Raw genomic sequence first — 22,185 nt, 5'->3', positions numbered from 1 at the left:
CTTACAAGCCCGCGTTCTTCAGGCGGTTGGCCTGCTGGCGGTACAGGCTGACCGGGCTGACTTCGAACAGGCTGACCAGGCCGAAGCTCTGGTTGATTTCGTTGACGTGGTTCATCTTGTAGTCGTCGCGGATCACCTGCCCCAGGTGCGCGGAGCACACCGCCACCAGGCCGTCGGAGGCAGTGGAGCCGAAAGCCAGGCCCAACACGCCCATCGGGATGGTCAGCGGATCCAGCACATTGGTGGTGGTGGCCGCGCCGGTCCACGAGTAGTACTGCACGCCGTTGACCTGGTAGTCGCCTTCGCCGCAAGCCGAGCGCGGCACGCCGGCCGGAAACTTGGCGTTGAAGGCCAGCGAACCGGCGGTGGTCAGCGAGTTCAACGCGGCAATCGGCTGCTGCGGCAGGTCGCTGGTGCCGGAGAAGAAGGCGATCACCTTGGCCAAAGCGCCGGCGATGGCGGCGGCCACCGCTTCGGAAACCGTGCCCGCAGGCGCCGCGCCGCGCACGATGTCGGCCACGGTGGAGCCCTTGTTGACGCCGCCTATGGTGGTGACCGAAGCCACCAGGTCCGGCCGCACGCCGGCCACGTAGCGCGCGGTGGGCGCGCCCTGGCTGTGGCCGATCAGGTTGACCTTCTGCGCGCCGGTGATGGCCAGGATCTTCTGCACCTGCTGCAGCAATTGCTCGCCGCGGGCCTCGTTGCTGTCGGTGGCGGAAACCTCGGCCACGTATACCTGGGCGCCGTCAGCCTTCAATGCGGCCGGCACCTGGTAGAAATAATCCACCCCCAGCATCTGGCCAAAGCCGAACAGGCCATGCACCAGCACGATGGGATAGCGGGTTTGGGTGTAGCCGGAGGAAGCGAAGGCCGATGCGAACGGCAACATGAGCAAGGCGAGGACGAATGCGCTGCGCGACAACAGGTGTTTCATTTTCTCTCCCGAATTATTCGTATGATTTCAGGCGTCGAATGGCGCCTATATCGAGATAGGCCATGACAAATGCAAAATCCAGCAATGGTTCAAACGTTTGTCCAACAAAAAGCAAACAACTGGCCACTATGCCAGCTCCGACTGGCCGGACGACTGGCCGCGCTAGCCATCCAGCCCCCCGCCCAGCGCCTGGTACAGCGCCGCCATGTTCTCCGCCTCAGCCAGGCTGGCGCCGATCCACTGCTGGCGCGCCACCTGCGCCGTCCGCTGCGCCTCCAGCAGGCTCAGGTAGCCATCCAATCCTTGCCGATAGCGCGCCTCCGCCAGCCGCAACGAGGTTTCCGCGCTGGCGAGCGTCGCCTGCCGCGCCTGTTTTTCCTCAGCCAGCGCCTGGCGCTGGCTCAAGGCGTCGGCCACTTCGCGAAACCCGCTTTGCAGGGCTTTCTCGTAAGCGGCCAGCGCCGCCAGCCGCTGCGCTTCCGCCTGATCCGCGCCGGCCCTGGCCGCGCCGCCATCCAATAATGGCAGGCTGGCATCCAGCGCCAGGCTCAAGGCCCGCGCAGGCGCGTTCAGCAGACCGGCCAGCGTCACCCCGCTGAAGCCGGAGCTGGCGCTAAGCCCCAGCTTGGGCCACAAGCCGGCCCGCGCGGCGTCCACATCGGCATGGGCGGCCCGCAGCAGATTTTCCGCCTGGCGCACATCCGGCCGGCGCAGCAAGGCATCGGCCGGCGCGTCCACCGGCAGCGCCGCCAGCGTGTAAGGCTTGTCCTCCAGCGCCGCCGGCAGCCGCGTCTCGTCAAGCTCCGCGCCGACCAGCAATTGCAACGCCAGCCTGTCCCGCTCCGCCAGCCCTTGGTAGCGGGCGACATCGGCCCGCGCCTGTTGCGCCACGGTATTCATCGCGCTGACGTCCAGCGCCGAAGCCGCGCCCAAGCGCAGCCGCTCGCGCGTCAGGGCGAGCGAGCGCTCGGCGCTTTGCTGCGTCGCCCGCGCCGCAGCCAGCTGGCTGCGGTCGGCGGCCAAGGTCAAATAAGCATTGGCGGTTTCCGCGATCAGGCTGACCCGCGCCGCCTGCGCGCCGGACTCGCTGGCCAGGTAACGCCGCCACTGCGCATCGCTCAGGCTTTTCACGCGGCCAAACAAATCCAGCTCGAACGCGCTGACACCCACTCCGGCGCTGATGCCGCGGCTGGCCGCCGCCAGCGACGGATCGCCGCTCCGGGTCAATTGCCGATTGGCGTTGCCCTGCAGCTGCACCGTCGGCAACCGCGCCGCATCCTGCACCCGATATTGCGCCCGCGCCACCTGCACATTGGCGACAGCCGCGCGCAAATCGCGGTTGTTGGCCAATGCCTGGGCAATGGTTGCGCGCAGGCCCTCGTCGACGAAGAAGCGCCGCCAGGCCACATCGGTCTGTCCGCTTTCCGCGTCCGCAGCGGGCCAATGCGCCGGCACCGGCGCGGCGGGCCGTTGGTAATCCGGCTGCGGCGACGCGCAGCCTGCCAAAACCGCGCCCACCAATAAGCAGAAAACTCGCTTCATGGCCGCGCCTCCGCCATTTTCAAACGCCGCTGCGCGACTTGCCCCGCCAGGCCGCGTATCAGCAGATGCGCCAGCGGCACGAAGAACAGCGTCAGCAGCGTGGCCGACACCACGCCGCCCAGCACCGCCGCGCCGATCGCGTTCTGGCTGCCGGCTCCCGGCCCGCCGGCCCAGACCAGCGGCGCGACGCCGACGCCGAAGGCCAGCGAGGTCATCAGGATAGGCCGCAGGCGCTGGCGGGCGGCGGCCAGCGCCGCGCTCAGCGCATCGTCGCCGCGCCGTATCGCCGCCTCGGCGAACTCGATGATCAGAATGGCGTTCTTGGCCGACAGGCCTATCGTCGTCAGCAGACCCACCTGGAAATAGATGTCGTTGGCCAGGCCGCGCGCCATCACCGCCAGCACCGCGCCCAGCACGCCCAGCGGAATCGCCGTCATGGCGGCGCAGGGCACCAGCCAGCTTTCGTACAGCGCCGCCAGGCACAGGAAGACGAACAATATCGACACCGCGTACAGCAGCGGCGTCTGGCCGCTGGACAACCGATCCTGATAAGACAGGCCGCTCCACTCGTACTGCGTGCCCGGCAGCTTGCCGGCCACGGCCTCCACCGCCTTCATCGCCTCGCCGGAGCTGACGCCGGCGGCGGCCGAGCCCGACAGCGGCAGCGCCGGCAAACCGTTGTAGCGGTTAAGCTGTGCCGGGCCGTATTCCCAACGCGCGCGGGCGAAGGCGGAAAACGGCGTCATCGTGCCGTCCGCGCCGCGGACGAACCACAGGCCTAGATCTTCGGGCTTGGAACGGTAAGGCGCGTCGGCCTGCATCATCACCTTCTTCACCCGGCCTCTATCGATGAAATCATTGATGTAGCGCCCGCCCCAGGCGGCGCCCAGCGTGTCGGCGACATTGGCCGGGTCCAGCCCCAGCGCGGCGGCCTTGCTCTGGTCCACATCCAGCCGCAGCTGCGGCTTGTCGTCGGCTGCGCCGGAGCGCACCGCGCTGAGCCTGTCGTCGCCCTGCGCGGCCTTCAGCAATTGGTCGCGCGCTTTGGCCAGGCCCTCGCGCCCCATGCCGGACGCGTCCTGCAGCCAGAACTCGAAACCATTGGTCTGACCCAGGCCCCCGATGGGCGGCAGCACCATGCCGAACACCTCGGCGTCCCGCGCTGAGGCCAGCGCGGTGGTGGCGCGGTCGGCTATCGCCTGGGCGCTGTTCTCTTGGCCGCGTCGCTGCGACCAGTCTTTCAGCGCGACGAAGGCCATGCCCGCGTTCTGACCGGAGCCGCCGAAGCTGAAGCCGGACAACATGTACACCGACTCGACATTGGCCTTCTCGGTCTCCAGGAAATGCTGCTCCACTGCGCGCGCCACCTTGTCGGCGCGCTCGTGGGTGGCCCCGGTGGGCAGCGTGAACTGCACCATCACCGTGCCCTGGTCCTCGTCCGGGATGAAGGCCGTCGGCAGCCGCGGATACAGCGCCGCCAGGCCAGCCGCCAGCGCCAGATAAACCATGCCGCCGCGCATGGGACGGCGCAGCCAGCTTGGCAGCCAGCGGTCAGCATAGGCCGACTGCAGGCGGAGGAAACGGCGCTCAAACGTGGCCAAAGGGCCGCTATCCGATGGTTTTTCCGGCCGCAGTAGCGTCGCACACAAGGCTGGCGTCAAGGTCAGCGCGGTCAGCACCGACAAGGCCATCGCCGCGACGATAGTGATGGAGAACTGGCGGTAGATGACGCCGACCGAGCCGCCGAAAAAAGCCATCGGCAGAAACACTGCCCCCAGCACCAGGCCGATGCCGACCAGCGCGCCGCCGATCTCGCCCATCGAACGAACAGTGGCGGCGCGCGCGTCCAGCCCCTCCTCGCTCATCACCCGCTCGACGTTTTCCACCACCACGATGGCGTCGTCGACCAACAGGCCGATGGCCAGCACTATGCCGAACAAGGTCAGCGTGTTGATGCCGAAGCCGGCCGCCGACAGCACGCCGAACGTGCCCAACAGCACCACCGGCACCGTCAGCGCCGGAATCAGCGTCGCGCGCCAGTTGCGCAAAAAGACGTACATCACCAGCACCACCAGCGCCACCGCCTCCAGCAGCGTCTCCATCACCGCGCGTATCGACAGCCGGACGAAGTGGGTGGTGTCCTCCGGATAGGCGACGCGGATGCCCGGCGGGAAGTTTCGCTCCAGCTCGGCGACGCGCGCCTTCACCGCCTCGGCGGTGGCCAGCGCGTTGGAGCCCGGCGCCAGCATCACCGCCAGGCCGGAAGCCGGATGGCCGTTCAGCCGCGAGCTGCTGCTGTAATCCTCCTGCCCCAGCTCCACCCGCGCCACGTCGCCCAGCCGCACCGCGCCGCCGTCCGGCAGCGCCTTGAGCACGATCTCGCGAAACTGCTCCGGCGTGGACAAGCGCGACCAGGCGGTGACCATCGCGTTCAGCTGCTGGCCCGGCGGCGACGGCAAGGCGCCCAGCTCGCCGACCGAGACCTCGGTGTTCTGCTTGGAGATGGCGGCGCTGACATCGGACGGAATCAGGCCGTAGCTGTTCAGCTTGTGCGGGTCCAGCCACACCCGCATCGCGTACGGCGCGCCAAAGGCCCGCACCGAGCCGACGCCGTCCACCCGGCTCAGCGGGTCTTGCACATTGCTGGCCAGCCAGTCGGCGATGTCGGTGTCGCCGCGTTGGCCGCTGACATCATAAAAGGAGGCGATCAGCAGGAAATCGCCCTGCATCTTCTGCACCGACAAGCCGTTCTGCTGCACCTGCTGCGGCAGCCGCGCCAGCATCTGGCTGACCTTGTTCTGCACCTGCACCTGGGCGGTGTCGGCGTTAGCGCCCTGGCGGAAGGTGAGCATGATCTCGGCCTGGCCGGACGAGGAGCTGGTAGAGCTGAAATACATCAGATTGTCCAGGCCCTTCAGCTCCTGCTCCAGCACCTGGATCACGCTGGTCTCCACCACCTGGGCGGACGCGCCGGGGTAGCTGGCGCTGACCATCACCGTGGGCGGGGCGATGTCCGGATATTGCGACACCGGCAGCGCGCGCAAGGCGAACAAGCCGGCCAACATGATGACGATGGCCAGCACCCAGGCGAAAACCGGGCGGCCTATGAAGAAACGCGCCAGCATCGCTCAACTCCTCCCGGCCAGGGCCGGCAAGGCCACCGGCGTCGCCGCCTCGCCCGGGCGGGCGCGCTGCAGGCCGTCGACGATCAGCCGGTCGCCGGCCTTCAGACCCGTCGTCACCAGCCAGTAAGCGCCGTGGGTGCCTTCCGTCGTCAACAGCCGCTGCTCCACCTTGTCGCCGGCGCCCAGCACCAGCGCGGTGGCTCGGCCCTTGTCGTCGCGCGCCACCCCCTGCTGCGGCGCCAATACCGCCTGGCGGCGCACGCCCTGCTCCAGCTCGGCGCGCACATACATGCCGGGCAGCAGCAGCCCCTCGGGGTTGGGGAATTCGGCGCGCAGCGTCACCGCGCCGGAGACGCGGTCCACGTTCAACTCGGTGAAACGTAGCTTGCCGGGATGCCGGTACGGCACGCCGTCCTCCAGCGTCAGCCTGGCGGCCGAGCCGGCGGGCTCAAGCTCGCCGTCGGCCTGACGGCGCTTGAATGCCAGCAAATCCTGGCTGGACTGGACGATGTCCACGTACATCGGGTCCAGCTGCTGGATGGTGGCCAGAGTCGCGCTCTGGCCTGAAGTGACCAGCGCGCCCTCGCTGACGGCGGAGCGGCCGATGCGGCCGGAAATCGGCGCCAGCACGCGGGTGCGGGACAGCTCCACCCTGGCCGCCGCCACCGCCGCCTCGCCGGACTTCGCCGCCGCCAGGCCCTTGCGGTAGTCTGCGTCCGCCTCCTCGCGCTCCTGGCGGCTGACGCCGTCTATCTTGGCCAATTCGGCATAGCGTTCGGCGCGCCCCTTCAGGCTGCCCAGCGCGGCGCGGGCGGACGCCAGCGTCGCCTCCGCCTGCTGCAAGGCAGCCTGGTAGCCGGCCGGGTCGATCTGGTACAGCAGGTCGCCGGCCTTGACCAGGCTGCCCTCGGTGAAATGGCGCTTCAGCACGATGCCGTTGACCTGCGGCCGGACCTCGGCGCTGCGGTAGGCGACGGTGCGGCCAGCCAATTCAGCCCTTACCGCCACATCCTTGGCCTCCAGTTTCACCACGCCCACCTCGGGCGGCTTGCCCGCCTCCGGCGCTGGCTCCTTTCCTCCGCAGCCGGCCAAGCCCGCCGCCATCGCAACAACCGTCAATATCCGCATATTCCCGTGCATTCCGGCCGCGAAAACGGGAACCATCAAGCCCCGGAAAATGCGCGCGCGGACGCATGCGGTCTTCGGCGATTGGACTTGGCGGCTCCCGCTTCGGGCTCAATCGAGTCCAGAAACCGAACGGCGGACAAGCCGGGCGCAGCGCCCGCGCCCATCCGTCGCTCGCAAGAGCTTGCAGGCAAATTCCCGGATTTGAGACGGGAATTTTGGCATCGGCGACAATGTTAATGATAATACTTATCACTTGCAATAAAATCGCCGGACGCTATCGAATGCAAAGGAAACACTCCATGCCGCTCCCCTACGCCACGCGCCGCGGCGCGCTGCGCCTGGCCGCCGCAGCCGGCCTCGCCGCGCTGCTCGGCGCTTGCAACGCCCCCGCCGAATCCGACAAGGCGGCCGCCGCCTCCGCCGGCTGGCCGCGCACGCTGGACACGCCCAAGGGCAAGGTGACGCTGGACAAGATGCCGCAGCGCATCGTCTCCACCAGCGTGACGCTGACCGGCACCCTGCTCGCCATCCACGCGCCGGTGGTCGCCAGCGGCGCCAGCGCCGCCCATTCCAAGGTGACGGATGATCAGGGCTTCTTCACCCAGTGGAGCGCGGTGGCCAAGCAACGCGGCGTGACGCCGCTGTATCAGGGCGAACCCAACGCCGAGGCCATCATCGCCGCCCAGCCGGACCTGATCGTGATGGCCGGCACCGGCGGCGACTCCGCGCTGAAGCTGTACGAGCAATTGAGCCAGATGGCCCCGACCCTGGTGGTGAATTACGACGACAAGAGCTGGCAGGAACTGGCGGCACTGCTGGGCCAGGCCACGGGCCGCGAGGCCGATGCCCGCGCCGCCATCGCCGGCTTCGATGCAGAAGCGGCCCAGCTGAAGGCAGCGTTAAAGCTGCCGCCGCAGCCGACGGCAGCGTTGGTCTATTACGAGGACGGCTCCGGCGCCAATCTGTGGACGCCGCAATCGGCGCAGGGCAAGCTGCTGCAGTCGCTGGGATTTGAGCTGGCCACCGCGCCGGACAGCGTCAAAGGCAATACCAGCATGGGCGTGCGGCACGACATCATCCAGCTGACCGGCGAAAAGTTCGCCGACGGCCTGCAAGGCAAATCGATGATCCTGTTCAATGCCGACCAGGACCAGGTGCCGCAGGTGCTGGCCAATCCCTTCCTGGCCGGCAATCCGGCGGTGAAGGCCAAGCAGGTGTACGCCGCCGGGCTGGACACCTTCCGGCTGGACTACTACAGCGCGCGCAATCTGCTGGCGCGGCTGCGCAAGCAGTTCGGCTGAAAACCACCCGAGCGGCGGCAATAAAAAAGCGGACCGAGGTCCGCTTTTTTTCATATTCCACGCATCACACTCAAGACCCCGCAGCCTGCTCCGCCGGTTCGCCTTCGGCCTGCTCCGGCTTGCCGCCGGAAAGGCGGCGCAAGGAACCAAAGCCCACGCACATCAGCAAACCCGCCGCGGCCGCGCCGGCGCCGAACCAGGCCACCGCCATCAGCGGCGCCAAGGCCCGCGCCAGCGCGCCCAGACCCAGCGCGCCCAGGCTGTCGCCCACCACGTCCTGGGCGTTCCACAGGCTGTTGACGCGGCCCAGCAGGTGGTCCGGCGTCTGGCCCTGCACCAGCGTGAACTGCAGCAGCGAGGCGATGGAGCCCAGATAACCCAGCACTACCAGCGCCGCCAGGCCGTAAGCCAGGTGGGTGAAAGCGCCCAAGGATGCGATGGCCAGCGACGAGGCCGTCACGCAAGCCAGCATCATCGCGCCGGGACGGCTGAGGCCGCCAACCCAGCCGCTGGTGAAGGCGCCCAGCATCGCGCCCAGCGGCACCGCAGAATACATCAGCCCCACTTCGAACGCGCCGCCGCCGTAGCCATCCTCGGCGAGCGACGGGTACAACACCCGCACCGCGCTCAGCAGCGTCTGCAGCGTGCCCACCGCCACCACCGCGCCGACCACCTTGTTCTGCCACAGGAATTCAAAGCCTTCCATCAAGGAGCGCAACGGGTGCGACGGTTCGGCGTTTTGCGGCTTCAGCGACGGCAGCCGCGTCAGCGGAATCAGCGTGGCCAAGGTGCCGATGCCGGCCAGCAGGTAGTTCCAGTTGACGCCGGCGGCGGTGATGATCACCCCGCCCAGGAGCGGCGACAGCACTGCGCCGAAGCGCACGGTCAGCATGCTCAGCGCGCCGGCTGCCGGCAGGTTCTCGCGGCCGACGATCACCGGAATGGACGCCATCAGCGAGGTGATGCCGATGCCGCTGAAGAAGCCGTCCCAAGTGGACACCACATACAGCGCCGTCACCGACGGGTTGGTCATGAAACCGTTCAGGGCCAGCGCCAGGAAGCCCAGGCCGCAAGAAGTCCGGCCCAGCAGGATCAAGCGGCGGCGGTCCATGCGGTCGGCCAGCACGCCGCCGCACATCAGGCCGGCGAACATGCCGATGCCGTCCAGCGCCATCGCCGCGCCCACCTGCAGCGTGGAGCCGGTGAGCTGATGGATCTGCACCGGCACCGCCACCATCAGGATGCCGAAGGCGAACACCGAGATCATCCGGGCGATGAAGATGGAGCGGAAATGCGGGTTAAGCCTGAGCAGGCTGAAATCGACGAAGATGGGCGATTTTTTCATGTTCTCAACGCAGTGGTTCGATCAAGAGCGGCATGCGCGCCGCGGGGATGATGACAAGCCGCGCCATGGGCCTGTCCCTTCATGTAACAGGCATGGTAACATCGGCAGTTGTGATTAGGAATCATTTTCATTTGATTATGCAGACAAGTCCCGCCCGCGGACGCCGCGCCACCCTGCTGCTGGCCTGCCTGGCGCTGCTGGCCGTCGTATCCGTGCTGAGCCTGGCCCTGGGCGCCAAGCCGATTCCGCTCGCCACCGTCTGGAACAGCTTGCTGGGCCGCGCCGCCGGGCCGGACAGCGTGGTCGTATTGCAGGGGCGGCTACCGCGCACGCTGCTGGGCCTGCTGGCCGGCGCGGCGCTGGGCTTGTCCGGCGCGCTGATCCAGGCGCTGACCCGCAATCCGCTGGCCGATCCCGGCATCCTCGGCGTCAACGCCGGCGCCAGCTTCGCGATGGTGCTGGGCGTCGCCTTCCTCGCCGTGGACAGCCAGGGCGGCTACATGGCCTGCGCGGCGGCAGGCGCGCTGTGCGCGACGCTGCTGGTCTACGCCGTGGGCGCGCGCGGCCGCCGCGCCGATCCGCTGCGCATCGTGCTGGCCGGCGTAGCGGTCGGCGCGGTGCTGATGGGCCTGTCCGCCGCCATCACCCTGCTCGACCCCATCGCCTTCAACCGGCTGCGCTACTGGAGCGCCGGCACCCTGGACGTGCGCGACATGGCCGCCGTCGGCCTGGCCGCGCCCGCCATCCTGGCCGGCGGCGTGCTGGCGCTGCTGCTGGCCCGCCCGCTGAACGCGATGGGTCTGGGCAACGATCTAGCGCTCAGCCTGGGCGGCCGGCCGCTGCTGATCCAGGGCGGTACCGTGGCCGCCGTCACCCTGCTGTCCGGCGCCAGCACCGCCGTCGCCGGGCCGATAGGCTTCGTCGGCCTGATGATTCCCCACGTCGCGCGCCGGCTGGGCGGCGCCGACCTGCGCTGGAGCCTGCCCTTCACCGTCCTGCTCGCCCCCATCTTGCTGCTGGCCTCGGACATCGCCGGCCGCTTGCTGACGCCGGGCGAGCTGCGCGTGTCCATCGTCACCGCCTTCATCGGCGCGCCGGCGCTGATCTGGCTGGCGCGCAGCCACGGCGGCGCGGGAGGTAAACCATGAAAACAGCGCACCTGCGGCTGGGCCATCCAGACGGCCGCTTCAACCTTCGCCTCCGGCCTAGCCGGCTATGGCCGGCGCTGCTGCTGATGGCGGCCTGCGCCGCGCTGGCGCTGATCAGCCTGCGCGCAGGCGCCTTGCATCTGAGCGTCGAGCAAGTGTGGGCGGCGCTGCAAGGCCAGGGCAGCCGGCTGAACGTGGCCGTGGTGCAGCAATGGCGGCTGCCGCGGGTGGCGATGGCGCTGATCATCGGCGCGGCGCTGGGCATGAGCGGAGCCATTTTCCAATCGCTGCTGCGCAACCCCTTGGGCAGCCCGGATGTGGTGGGTTTCAACACCGGCGCTTACACCGGCGCGCTGCTGGTGATCACCACCATAGGCGGCAGCCATTTCCAGATCGCCGGCGGCGCGCTGGCCGGCGGCCTCGCCTCCGCCGCGCTGGTTTATCTGCTAGCCTGGCGGCGCGGCGCGCACGGCCTCCGGCTGATCATCGTCGGCATCGCCGTCAGCGCGATGCTGAGCGCGCTCAACAGCTGGCTGCTGATCAACGCCAGCCTGGAGTCGGCGATGAGCGCCGCCATCTGGGGCGCCGGTACGCTGAACGGCATGACCTGGAGCAAGGGCTTGCCGTCGGCGCTGCTCTGCCTGCTGGCGATGCTGGCGGCGCTGACGCTGAAGCCACGGATGCAGCTGCTGGAAATGGGCGACGACAGCGCCAATGCGCTGGGCGTGCCGGCCGAGCGCACCCGGCTGTGGCTGATGGGCCTGGGCGTGGCGCTGATCGCCTCCGCCACCGCGGCCGCCGGCCCCATCGCCTTCATCGCGCTGGCCGCGCCGCAGATCGCCCAGCGCCTGCAGCGCGCGCGCGCCACCAGCCCGATGACCGCCGCCTGGACCGGCGCGCTGCTGCTGCTGGCGGCCGACTACGCCGCCCAGCATCTGTTCTACCCGCGCCAGCTGCCGGTTGGCGTCGTCACCATCTGCATCGGCGGCCTTTACTTGCTATGGCTGCTGCTGCGCCAAACCGGAGGCGCGAAATCGTGACCACCCTGTCCTTCAAGCTCAACCCCGCCGCGGCACTCGACGCCACCCTGCCCGCGTCCGGCCGGCCGCGGCTGTCCGGCGACGGCCTGCGCCTGGGTTACCGCCAACGGACGATCTGCGAGCGGCTGAACCTGCGGATACCCGATGGCTCCTTCACCGTCGTCATCGGCCCCAACGGCTGCGGCAAGTCGACGCTGCTGCGCAGCCTCAGCCGCCTGTTGAAGCCGCTGGATGGCCAGGTGCGGCTGGACGGCCGCGACATCCACAGCCAGCCGGCCAAGGCGGTGGCCCGCCAGCTGGGCCTGTTGCCGCAAAGCGCCGTCGCGCCGGACAGCATCACCGTGGCCGACCTGGTGGCTCGCGGCCGTTATCCGCACCAGGGCCTGCTGCGGCAATGGAGCCGCGACGACGAAACCGCCGTCCAGCAGGCGCTGGAAGCCACCGGCACCGCCGAGCTGGCCGGCCGGCTGGTCGACGAGTTGTCCGGCGGACAGCGCCAGCGCGTCTGGGTGGCGATGGCCCTGGCCCAGCAGACGCCGCTGCTGCTGCTGGACGAACCCACCACCTACCTGGACATCGCCCACCAGATCGAGCTGCTGGAGTTGTTCCGCACGCTCAACCGCGACGGCGGCCGCACATTGGTGGCGGTGCTGCACGACATCAACCACGCCTGCCGCTACGCCACCCACTTGATCGCAATGAAGGACGGCCGCATCGTCGCCGAAGGCGCGCCGTCGCGCATCGTCAGCGCCGAGCTGATCGAGCAGGTGTTCGGCCTGCCCTGCCTGATCATCGAAGACCCAGTCAGCCATACGCCGATGGTGATTCCGCGTTGATGCCGTTTTGATTCGCAGATATGAGAAATGGCCCTCTCTAGGGCCATTTCTTGTTTTTACTGCCATCCCATGCTCGCAGCAAAAGCGAGTCGGCCAACGATTCTAGCTTTGCCTTTTCACACCTAGCCTCGCCCTCCCCTTCGTGCTTCCCCTCCAGGAAAACTGGAGCACGATTAGCACGCACAGTACCGGCAGCACAATGAGCACTACATTGTCGGAAAAGTCCTTGCAGGACCGACTCTTCATGCCATCCCTGCGTGCAAATCCGCACTTGATAGCAACCTGAAGTGGGCTATACAACACAATACAATTATCTGAACCAGACATTCAAGCAAGTCTACTAAGTAAGTGACATGTGCGTCGTGAATCATTGCCGATCAAGTACTTAGCACCCAATATGAAACTGTAATCAGGAGGGCTAGACAATGAATGTGAAGCAAGCAGGTAAGAAGTACTTGAATATGACCGAGCGGGCTGAAGCCATGCTCAACTTACAGTTTCCAGACTTTGACCAGCGCCGCCTTTGGTCCCGGCACCGTCAACAGGGTTTTAGCACAATCCCGCGGACGCTCCCCATCATTATGCAGGCGATTAATGACGCCTCAAAATCTCAGCCGGCAGGCCATGTGCTGTTTTGTCTGTGGGCACGATCACCCGATCATCCGCTACTACGCGTTGAGAACCCAGCCGTTTTCGCAGCAGAGGCTGGCTTCTCTGGACTGCGCATGGTCGATACGTGGCGCAGAAGAATGAAACAGCTTGTCAGTCTTGGCTTTATCAAAAACAAACCTGGAGACCTCGGTGACTTCCAATATGTACTTTTGCTCAACCCTAATATTGCGCTAGTGCACTTACATGAAAAAGGCGAAGTTCAGGCCAGTCTTTACAATCGCTTTCTCGAACGGCTAGCAGATGTTGGTGCCTCCAATGAAATAGAGTTGTACCACACACTATTTTGCGAATCACAAGTAAAAGCACAGGCATAGTCACGAGAAACAACTGTGCCGCCTGTTGATTGAAAAGGAGTAAATGGTGAACAAATTATTAGTGAATGGCACTTGGCGCGAGCCTGCCCGTCAAGTGCCTGATACGAGAAAGCCCTCGATCATCAAAGGTTCGCGGCCAAATTGATCGAGGGCTGTGGCGGGCTAGTGTGTACCCTGCAGCGATTGTAGTACGGCTGCAGGGGCCATGAGGAGGGTCAATTTAGATCAGCCCAGGCTATCCACCTCCTGCAGGATGCCATCCAGCAACGGGCCCAGCGTCTCCAGCGACTGCGGCGACACGATGTCCTCGTGCGCGCAATCCAGCTCATGGACGGTCAGGCCGGCCAGGTGCGGCCGCCAGGTCTCGCGCACGTCCATGCCTTCCGGCAAGGTACGGCGGGCGACGAACAGCGTGGCCGCGCCGTCATAGCGCGGCGTGCGCGCCTTCGACAGCAGACGCACCGCGTCCTGGTAGTTGGCGACGATGTGGCCGAACATCTCGGTCTTCTCGCGCAGCATGAAGGCGTCGGCCGCGTCCTCGGTGGCTGACATAAACTGCTCCTGCTCGCGTGCCACCTCGGCCTTGGCCTCGTCCTCGGTCGGGCCGTTCCAGTCCTGGCCCTCCGGCGGATAAGTGTCGAGCAGGCCCAGGAAGGCCACCTCCTCGCCCTGCTGCCGCAGCCTGGCCGCCATGGCCTGCGCCACCGTGCCGCCCAGCGAATAGCCGATCAGGTGATACGGGCCTTGCGGCTGGATGCGGCGCAGATTGGCCAGATGGCGTTCGCACGCCTCGTCCATGTCGACGCTGCGGGCGATGGCGCCGTCCGGACGCGGCGATTGCAGGCCCACCAGCGCGAGGCCGGGGCGCAGATGGCGCGACAGGCCGCTGTACTGCCAGGCGAAGCCGGAGGCCGGGTGGATGCAGAACAGCGGCCGCCCCTTGCCGGCGCGCAGCGGCAGCACCTCGCCGAAGCCGGCCAGCGCCGGGTCGGACGCCAGGCCAGCATCGGACAACACCGTTGCCAGCTTGGCCACCGTCGGCGAGCTCATGATCTGGCCGACCGACACCGGCAGCTTCAGCTCGCGGCGCAGCGTCGCCGCCAGCCGCATCGCCAGCAGCGAGTGGCCGCCCAGCGCGAAGAAGTCGTCGTCGGCGAACACCGCGTCGCATTCCAAAATCTCGGCGAACAGCGCGGCGACGCGGCTCTCCAGGCCCGGCCGCGGCTCGCGGCCGTCGGCCGCCGCCGTCGAAGACGGCTCCGGCAGCCTCTTGCGGTCCAGCTTGCCGTTGGCGCTGAGCGGAAAATCCGCCAGCCGCATCACGGCCACCGGCACCATGTGCGCCGGCAACGCCTTGGCCAATGCCGCCCGCAGCGCGTCGGCATCGGGCGGGTTGTCCGGATCGGACGCGATCACATAGCCGACCAGCTGGCGGTTGTCGGCGCCGGCGGCGTGGGCCGCCTGGCCGCCCAGCGCGCGGGCGTGGACCACGGCGCGGGCCACGCCAGGCTGCGAGAGCAGCGCCGCCTCGATCTCGCCCAGCTCGATGCGCTGGCCGCGTATCTTCAGCTGGTCGTCGCTGCGGCCCAGATACTCGACCGCGCCGTCCGGCAGCCAGCGCGCGATGTCGCCGGTGCGGTACATCCGTTCGCCATCGGCGTACGGGTCGGCGACGAAGCGGGCCGCAGTCAGATCCGGCCGGCCCAGATAGCCGTGGGCCAGCTGTACGCCGCACAGATAAAGCTCGCCCGGCGCGCCCACCGGCACCGGCCGCAGCGCGGCGTCCAGAATGCGCAGCGCGGTGTTCCACACCGGCAGGCCGATCGGCACGCTGGCCGATTCCGGCGCCGGCTTGGCCGCCGGCTGGTAGCTGACGTCCACCGCCGCCTCGGTCGGGCCGTACAGATTGTGCAAGGGCGCGGCTATCAAGCCGGCGTAGCCGTCGGCCAGCTCGCGCGACAATGCCTCCCCGCTGCAGAACACCCGGCGCAAGCCGGCCGTCTGGGCCGAACGCGCCGCCGCGTCGCCGTGCATATGGGTCAGCAGCGCCGCCAGCATAGACGGAACGAAGTGCAAGGTGGTGACCCCGCGCGCGGCGATCAGCTCCAGCAACGCCTCCGGATCGCGGTGCGCGTCCGGCGGCGCCATGAACAGCCGCGCGCCGACGATCAGCGGCCAGAAGAATTCCCACACCGACACGTCGAAGCTGCAAGGCGTCTTCTGCAATACCACGTCGTCGCTGCCCAGGCCGTACTCGTGCTGCATCCAAACCAGGCGGTTGACGATGGCGCGGTGCGAGACCAGCACGCCCTTGGGCCGGCCCGTGGAGCCGGAGGTGTACAGCAGATAGGCGGCGTGATCCGGCGTCAGCGCCGGCGCGTCGAAGGCTTGAAGCTCGGCCGCCAGCTCATCCTGCAGCAGCAGCGTGCCCATCGCAGCGAAGCGCGGCGCCAGCTCGGCGCAAGTGATGATCAGCGCCGGCTTGGCGTCGGCCACCATATAGGCCAGCCTCTCGTCCGGGTAGCCGGTGTCCAGCGGCAGATAGGCGGCGCCGGCCTCCTGCGCCGCCATCAGCGCCAGGCTCAGGTGCACCGAGCGCGGCAAGGCCACCGCGACGATGTCGCCCGGCTTGACGCCGGCATCCTTCAGCCTGCCGGCCAAATGGCCGACCTGAGCGCGGGTTTCGGCGTAGCTGAGCGCATGCGCTTCGTCCAGCAGCGCCGGCGCGTCGGGTGTCCTGGCGGCCTGCTCGGCCAGCAAGTCCGGCAGCGTGGCTTCCGGTATCGCAGCTGCAGTGGCGTTGACCTTGTCGATCAGCTCGCGCTCGGCGCCGGTCAACGGGTCGAAGGCCGACCACGGCAGCTCGGGCCGGTAGGCCAGATGCTCGAGCAGCGCCAGCATCCGCTCGGCCAGCTGCTGCGGCTCTTTCACCAGATTGCGGTACTCGATCAGCAGGCGCAGCCGGTCACCCGGCAGCGCCAGCACCGTCAGCGGATAGTGGGTATGGCCGCGGTTGCGCAGCGAGGCGATGCGCGCGCAGTGGTAGTCGCGCGACTGCATGTCCTGATCCGGGTAGTTCTCGACCACCAGCAGCGTGTCGAACAGCGTGGTCGCGCCGGCCAGGCGCTGGATTTCGGCAAGGCCCAGCCCGTCATGCTCCAGCAGACGGATCTGCCGCGCCTGCAAGTCGGCCAGCTGTTCCCACAGCGGCGCGTCCGGCCGCAGCGCCACCCGCACCGGAATGGTGTTGCTGAACAGGCCGATATGCTCGTCCACGCCGTCCACCGGGCTGAAACGGCCCGACACCGGCGAGCCGAACACCACGTCGTTGCGGCCGGTCAGCACCGACAGCAGCGCGCCCCACATGCCCTGCATCGCGGTGTTCAGGGTGAGGCCGCGTTCGCGGCAGCGCTCGGTCAGCGCGTCTTCCAGCGCTTGCGGCAGCACCAGCTCGAATTCCCGCACTTCCGGCGCGGCCGTCTGCTGGCCGAACAGCAGCGTAGGCTTGACGCCGTCCAGCGTCTGCAGCCACAGCTGCCGTGCCGGCGTCAGTTCGCGCGCGGCCAGCGCGCGGACCACGCTGGGGTAGTCGACGCGGATCGAAGGCAGCGTGTCCGGCCCGTCGCCGTAGGCGGCCAGCAGGTCGCGCAGCATGATGGGCGTGGACCAACCATCGACAACCAGATGGTGCGCGGTCAGGAACAGCGTGGACAGTTGGCCGTGGCGCGCCAGCGTGGCCTGCAGCAGCGGGCCATCGCCGGGGCCGCCGACCGTAAAGTCGCGGTCCAGCTCCTCACGCTCCAGCGCCTGCAGCGCCTCGGCCTCGTCGGCCGAGGCGGCCAGCTCCAGCTCGCGCCACGGCCATTCCGGCAGCGCAAGCGGCAGCAGTTGCAACGGTTCGGCCTGAGCTTCGCTGTCGAAACCGGCGGCCAACTGCGGATGGCGGCGCAATACCGCCGCCAGCGCCGCGCGCAGCCTGTCGCTGCCCAGCGGGCCTGCGAAAGTGACGCGGGTGATGGAGTTGTACTTGCCGGCCGCCTCGCCCAGCTGGGCGTGGAACAGCAGGCCCTGCTGCAGCGGCAACACCGGCAGCGCCGCGGCCAGGCTGCCATGGCGGGCGCAGAGCGCCGCCAGCTCCGCGTCGGACAGCGGCGCGCCGCCGGCGCCCAGCGTCTCAGCGGCCACCAAGGTATCGGCCGCGGCCAGCGGATCACGCTCCGCCAACTGGGCCAGCGCGGCGATCGCGCTGTCCATCCTTTGCCCCAGGCGCTCGATGGCGTCGGCGCCATACAGCGCGTCGGCCCAGGTCCAGTTGACCGCCACCCGCGGCGCGGCGCCGGACTCGTCGACGAAGACATTGGCCTCCAGCCCGTATTGCAGCGGCAAGGCCGGGGCTATGTCGACGGCGAAGGCGTCGGCGAAGCGGCCGCCGGCGGCCAGCGGCATCCATTCGCCGTCGCTGGCCTGGAAGCGGCCCAGGTAGTTGAACAGCAGCGCCGGGCGGTTCTGCGCCTCCAGCGCGCCCAGCGCCGGGCCGTGCTCGTCGTCCAGATAACGCAGCACGCCGTAGCCCAGGCCATGGTCCGGGATCGCCCGCATCACGCGCTTGACCGCGCGCAGCGCCGCCAGGGCGGCCGCGTCGCCGGCCGTCTGGACTGACAGGTCGAACAGCGCCGGGTATTCGGCGGTCAGCCAACCCACCGTACGACCAAGATCGATGCCGTCGTCGCCGGCATGGCGGCCGTGCGACTCCAGGCCCACGCGCAAGCGCGGCGCGTCGAATTCGCCGCGGCAAGCCAGCAGCAGCGCCGCCAGCAGGATTTCCTCCACCGTCGCGCGGCAGGCGTTCGGCAGCTTTTGCAGCAGCGCCGCGCTGGCCGCCTCGCCCAGCAGCGCGCGGCGGTGGCGGGCCGCGTCGTGGCGGTCGCGGGCCGGGTCCAGCGCCTTGGCGCTCAATGCGTCGGCTTTTCCGGCCAGCATGCCGCGCCACATCGCCAGCTCGCCGCGGCGCGCCGGAACCTGGGCCGCCAGCGTTTTCGCCCATTCGCGCAGGCCGAAGTCCTCGCGCGGCAGTTGGACCGCCTCTCCGGCCATCGCCGCCTCGCAGGCGGCCTGCAGCTCCGGCAGCAACGCGCGCCAAGACACGCCGTCGACCGCCAGGTGGTGAACGGCCAGCAACAGATGCTTGCCGTCGGCCCCGTCCCGCAGCGCGGCCTGCAGCATCAGGCCGTTTTCCGGGTCCAGCCGCGCGCAGGCGGTTTCGAATAGCTGATCCGGCGTCGCCTCCGGCGCGGCCTCGATCAGTACCCGCGCGTCCAATGCCGTTGGAGCGGCATCCAGATGCAGTTGGCCATCGGCGGCGCGGCTGCGCAAGGCCGGGTGGGCGCGCTGCAAGGCCAACAGGCCGGCGGCCAGGTGTTCGGCGCCCAGCGCTGCCGGCGCTTTCAGCCACACGCCCTGGACGAAGCGGCTGGCCATGCCGTATTGCTCGGCGAACCAGCTGACGATGGGCAGCCTGCCCAGCGGGCCGGCCTTGTCGTCGGCCGCCGGATTGGCGGCGCTCAAGGGCTGCAGCGCCGCGGCCATGCCGGCCGGCGTCCGTTTGGCGAACACGTCGCGCGGGCGCAGCAGGAAGCCGGCGCGACGCAGCTCGGTGCCCAGGCTCATCGCCGAGATGCTGTCGCCGCCCAGCTGGAAGAAGTCGTCGTCGGGGCTGGCCTGCTCCAGGTTCAGCACCCGGGCCACCGCCGCGCACAGCAGGCGCTCGGCGTCGTTGGCCGGCTCCCGTCCTGCGGCGGCGTTCTGCGGCCGGATCGCCGGCAGCGCCTTGCGGTCTATCTTGCCGTTGATGTTGACCGGCCATTCCGGCAGCACCGCCAGCGCCGACGGCACCATGTAGTCCGGCAGCGTCTCGGCCACTTGCGCCAGCAAGGCGGCGGACAGGCCGGCCTCCTCGTGGCGGCCGGCGTCGGCCATCGTGCAATAGGCGATCAGCCGGTGGCTGCCGCCCACCGCCTCGGCCAGCACCACGGCGGCGTTGACGCCGGGGAGGCTGGCCAGCGCGTGCTCGACCTCCCCCATCTCGATGCGGAAGCCGCGCACCTTGATCTGGTGGTCGACGCGGCCGATGAAGTCCATCTGGCCGTGGGCGTTCCAACGCACCAGATCGCCGGTGCGGTACATCAACTCGCCGTCGCCGAAGGGGCTGGCGACAAAGCGGGCCGCGGTCAAGGACGGGCGGTTCAGATAGCCGAGGCCCAGCCCGGCGCCGGCCAGGTACAGCTCGCCGGCCACGCCTATCGCCACCGGACGCAGCGCGGCGTCCAGCACCAGCGCGCGGGTATTGGCCACCGGCCGGCCCACCACCGGCTCCTCCGCGACCGAGCCCGGTGCGCCCAGCGCCGAGATCGTGTATTCGGTCGGGCCATAGAAATTATGGAAATGCAGCTGCGAGTAGCCGCGCATCTCCTTCCACAGCGCCGGCGGCACCGCTTCGCCGCCGACCATCACCATGCCGGGCTGCCAATGGCCGTCGTCCATCAGGCCGCAGTCCAGCATCTGCCGCAGCAGCGACGGCGGCACGTCCATCTCGTCTATGCGCTCGCGGCGCACCAGATCCACCAGCTGCTGCGCGTCGCGGCGCAGTTCTTCGTCGCACAGATGCACTTCTTGGCCCATGAAGAGCCAGAACAGCTGCTCCAGCGCGCCGTCGAAGGACAGCGAGGCGGTCTGCATCGTACGCACGCGGCGACCGCGGGAACGGACGAAGTCGCCGAACAAGCCGGTCTGCTGGCTCAGCAGCAAGTTGAGGAAGCTGGCATGGGCGATCATCACGCCCTTCGGTTTGCCGGTGGAGCCGGAGGTGTAGATCATATAGGCCAGCCGGTCGCCGTTCAGCGGACGCAGCCGTTCCCCGTCGTCCAGCGGCTGGGCGGCGCGGGCGGCCAAGCGCGCGCGGACCGCCTCGTCGTCCAGGCACAACGCCGGCAGGTCCGGCAAGCGGCCGCGAACGTCGGAGCGGGTCAGCAGCAGCGCCGGCGCGGCGTCCTCGCACATCATCGCCAGCCGCTCGGGCGGGTAGTCCAGGTCCAGCGGCAGGAAGGCGGCGCCGGCCGCCAAGGTGCCCAGTATCGCCACCACGGTGTCGACGCTGCGCGGCACGGCGACGCCGACCACACTGCCGTCGCCGATGCCGCGCGCCAGCAGCTCGCGCGCCAGCTGCGCGACGCGGGCCGACAGCTGGCCATAGCTCAGCCGCTCGTCGCCGCACGCCAGCGCGGTCTCATTTTGGTATTGCAAGGCGCTTTGCAGGAACACGTCCAGCGCGGTGCGCACGCCGGCCGGCGCGGCTACCCGCGGACCCTGCGCCCACTCGTCCAGCGCGGCCTTCTCCGCGGCGCTGTGCAAGGGCGCGTCGCCCACGGCAGCGCCGCTGGCCAGGGCGGCGATGAAGCCTCGCAGCCGCCACGCATGCCACTCCAGCTCCGCCGCGCCGTAGCGCGCCGGATGGGCGCTCAGCTCCACCACCAGGCTCTCGCCCTGCTGCCAAAGGCCGAATTCGATATCGTCTATCGGCCCCACCGCCAGCGGCAGCGTGACGCCCGCCACCTCGCCCAGCCGCAGCGACTGATCGTAGATCTTCAGGTTCAGCGTCGCGCCGTATAGCGCGCGGCGGGAGCCGACCATGCCGCTGTCGCGCTGGATCTGCTCGGCATCGTAGCGCTCATGGCGGCGCACCTGTTTCAATTCGTCGGCCAGCCGCCGCGCGAGCGTAGCCAGGTCGTCGCCATCGTCGATATCCAGCGCCACCGGCAGCACATTCACCACAGGGCCCACGGCCCGCAGCGCCGCCGACCCCATGCGCCGCATGAAAGGCACGCCCATCGCCACCCTGCTCTTGCCGCTCATCCTGGCCAGGTAGGCGAAAACGGCCGCCATGGCCTGCGGCGCCGCCGTTCCTCCAGCGATTTCAAAACGCCGGCGCAGCACGTCGACATTGGCCGCGCCGTCGCCTGCCAGCGCGTCGCGCGCGGACAAGGTGGACGGCGACGGCAGCGCGGCGGCGTAGCCGCGCCAGAACGCGCGGTCTTCCTCGCAGCGCGGGCTGGCCAGGTAGCTTTCGCGCTCGGCCGCGACATCGGCGAAAGAAACAAATGGCGACGGCGGCGGCGCTTCGCCGCGGCCCAGCGCCTGGTAGAGGTCGGCGATGCGGCGGGTCAGCGCGGCGAAGCTGTAGCCGTCGACGCAGACATGGTGGTAGCGCTGATACCAGAACCAGCGCTCGCCCGCGCCGCCAGCCAGCTTGAACAGGCGGTGCAGATACAGCGGCCGCTCGCCGTCGGCCGGCAGATCCGCGGACAAGTCTTCGCGCATCCACCGCCGAGCCAGGCTTTCCGGATCAGCCTCGGCGCTCAGGTCATGGATTTCGGGATGGGGCAGGTTCTCGGCGCTCAGCCCTTGCCGCAGAAGCTGCGCCGGGCCGTCCGGCGTTTCCAGGTACTGGGCGACGACGGTGTCGGCCTCGGCCAGGCCCAAACAGATGGACTGCCGCAGCCGCTCGGCGTCTATCGCGCCGTCCAGTTCTACGCAGTGGGCGACGGCGTAGGTGCTCTTTTGTTCGGCGATCTGGTCCGCTAGCCAGATGCCCAGTTGCGAGCCGAACAGCGGCAGCTCGCGCTCTACGGCGGAGGGTTTGGTTTCAATGGTCAACACGATGCTTCCCCGGATGCGGGTAATCGGAACGGCCGGCGCGCAGCCGGCCGCGCCCAGGCCTGCGGCATGGGCGGGACGATGCGAAGAT

General features: G+C 68.7%; 11 protein-coding genes. 5 read left to right on the top strand and 6 right to left on the bottom strand.

The annotated features are described in order from the left end of the window. Position 1: 1 nt before the first annotated feature. The 4 genes from U6115_RS11785 to U6115_RS11770 all read right to left on the bottom strand — a co-directional run bounded on the left by U6115_RS11785 (position 2) and on the right by U6115_RS11770 (position 6,729). Positions 2 to 934: an esterase/lipase family protein gene (locus tag U6115_RS11785; RefSeq protein ID WP_043573712.1), complete on the bottom strand. Its 933-nt coding sequence runs from the start codon at positions 932 to 934 to the stop codon at positions 2 to 4. 162 nt (positions 935 to 1,096) lie between these two features. Further along, the gene (locus U6115_RS11780; RefSeq protein WP_043573707.1) at positions 1,097 to 2,476 is read right to left on the bottom strand and encodes an efflux transporter outer membrane subunit; all 1,380 of its coding nucleotides are present in this window, start codon (positions 2,474 to 2,476) and stop codon (positions 1,097 to 1,099) included. Continuing rightward, entirely contained in the window at positions 2,473 to 5,601 is a 3,129-nt protein-coding gene (locus tag U6115_RS11775) for an efflux RND transporter permease subunit (protein WP_043573705.1), read from the bottom strand. Before U6115_RS11775 ends, U6115_RS11780 begins: the two co-directional genes overlap by 4 nt. Before the next feature lie 3 nt (positions 5,602 to 5,604). After that, positions 5,605 to 6,729, bottom strand: a complete 1,125-nt coding sequence (locus tag U6115_RS11770) for an efflux RND transporter periplasmic adaptor subunit (RefSeq protein WP_230623343.1) — start codon at positions 6,727 to 6,729, stop codon at positions 5,605 to 5,607. 299 nt (positions 6,730 to 7,028) lie between these two features. Here U6115_RS11770 and fepB point away from each other — a divergent pair, with 299 nt between their 5' ends. After that, positions 7,029 to 8,030 carry a Fe2+-enterobactin ABC transporter substrate-binding protein gene (fepB, locus tag U6115_RS11765; protein WP_043573703.1) on the top strand — a complete coding sequence of 334 codons (1,002 nt, stop codon included), beginning with the start codon at positions 7,029 to 7,031 and terminating at the stop codon, positions 8,028 to 8,030. 70 nt (positions 8,031 to 8,100) lie between these two features. Here the strand turns inward: fepB and entS are convergent, their stop codons facing one another. Beyond that, the gene (gene entS / locus U6115_RS11760) at positions 8,101 to 9,375 is read right to left on the bottom strand and encodes an enterobactin transporter EntS (RefSeq protein ID WP_043573701.1); all 1,275 of its coding nucleotides are present in this window, start codon (positions 9,373 to 9,375) and stop codon (positions 8,101 to 8,103) included. A 137-nt stretch (positions 9,376 to 9,512) separates the two neighbouring features. Between entS and fepD the strand changes: the two genes are divergently transcribed. The 4 genes from fepD (at position 9,513) to U6115_RS11740 (ending at position 13,385) form a co-directional block, all read left to right on the top strand. After that, positions 9,513 to 10,523 carry a Fe(3+)-siderophore ABC transporter permease gene (gene fepD / locus U6115_RS11755; protein WP_047243983.1) on the top strand — a complete coding sequence of 337 codons (1,011 nt, stop codon included), beginning with the start codon at positions 9,513 to 9,515 and terminating at the stop codon, positions 10,521 to 10,523. After that, complete coding sequence (gene fepG, locus U6115_RS11750; protein WP_043573694.1) at positions 10,520 to 11,563, top strand: iron-enterobactin ABC transporter permease; 1,044 nt, start codon at positions 10,520 to 10,522, stop codon at positions 11,561 to 11,563. Before fepD ends, fepG begins: the two co-directional genes overlap by 4 nt. After that, the gene (locus tag U6115_RS11745; RefSeq protein WP_230623342.1) at positions 11,560 to 12,399 is read left to right on the top strand and encodes an ABC transporter ATP-binding protein; all 840 of its coding nucleotides are present in this window, start codon (positions 11,560 to 11,562) and stop codon (positions 12,397 to 12,399) included. Before fepG ends, U6115_RS11745 begins: the two co-directional genes overlap by 4 nt. A 425-nt stretch (positions 12,400 to 12,824) precedes the next feature. Next, positions 12,825 to 13,385, top strand: a complete 561-nt coding sequence (locus tag U6115_RS11740; RefSeq protein WP_146008303.1) for a hypothetical protein — start codon at positions 12,825 to 12,827, stop codon at positions 13,383 to 13,385. Positions 13,386 to 13,610: 225 nt separating this feature from the next. On the opposite strand, the gene U6115_RS11735 is transcribed toward U6115_RS11740, so the two are convergent. Further along, positions 13,611 to 22,097, bottom strand: coding sequence for an amino acid adenylation domain-containing protein (locus tag U6115_RS11735; protein ID WP_230623341.1), 8,487 nt, complete (start codon positions 22,095 to 22,097; stop codon positions 13,611 to 13,613). Positions 22,098 to 22,185: the final 88 nt, after the last annotated feature.

Source organism: Chromobacterium subtsugae (genome assembly GCF_035919665.1).
GTDB classification, from domain to species: domain Bacteria; phylum Pseudomonadota; class Gammaproteobacteria; order Burkholderiales; family Chromobacteriaceae; genus Chromobacterium; species Chromobacterium subtsugae.
This window is presented reverse-complemented; position numbering and strand designations above follow the sequence as displayed.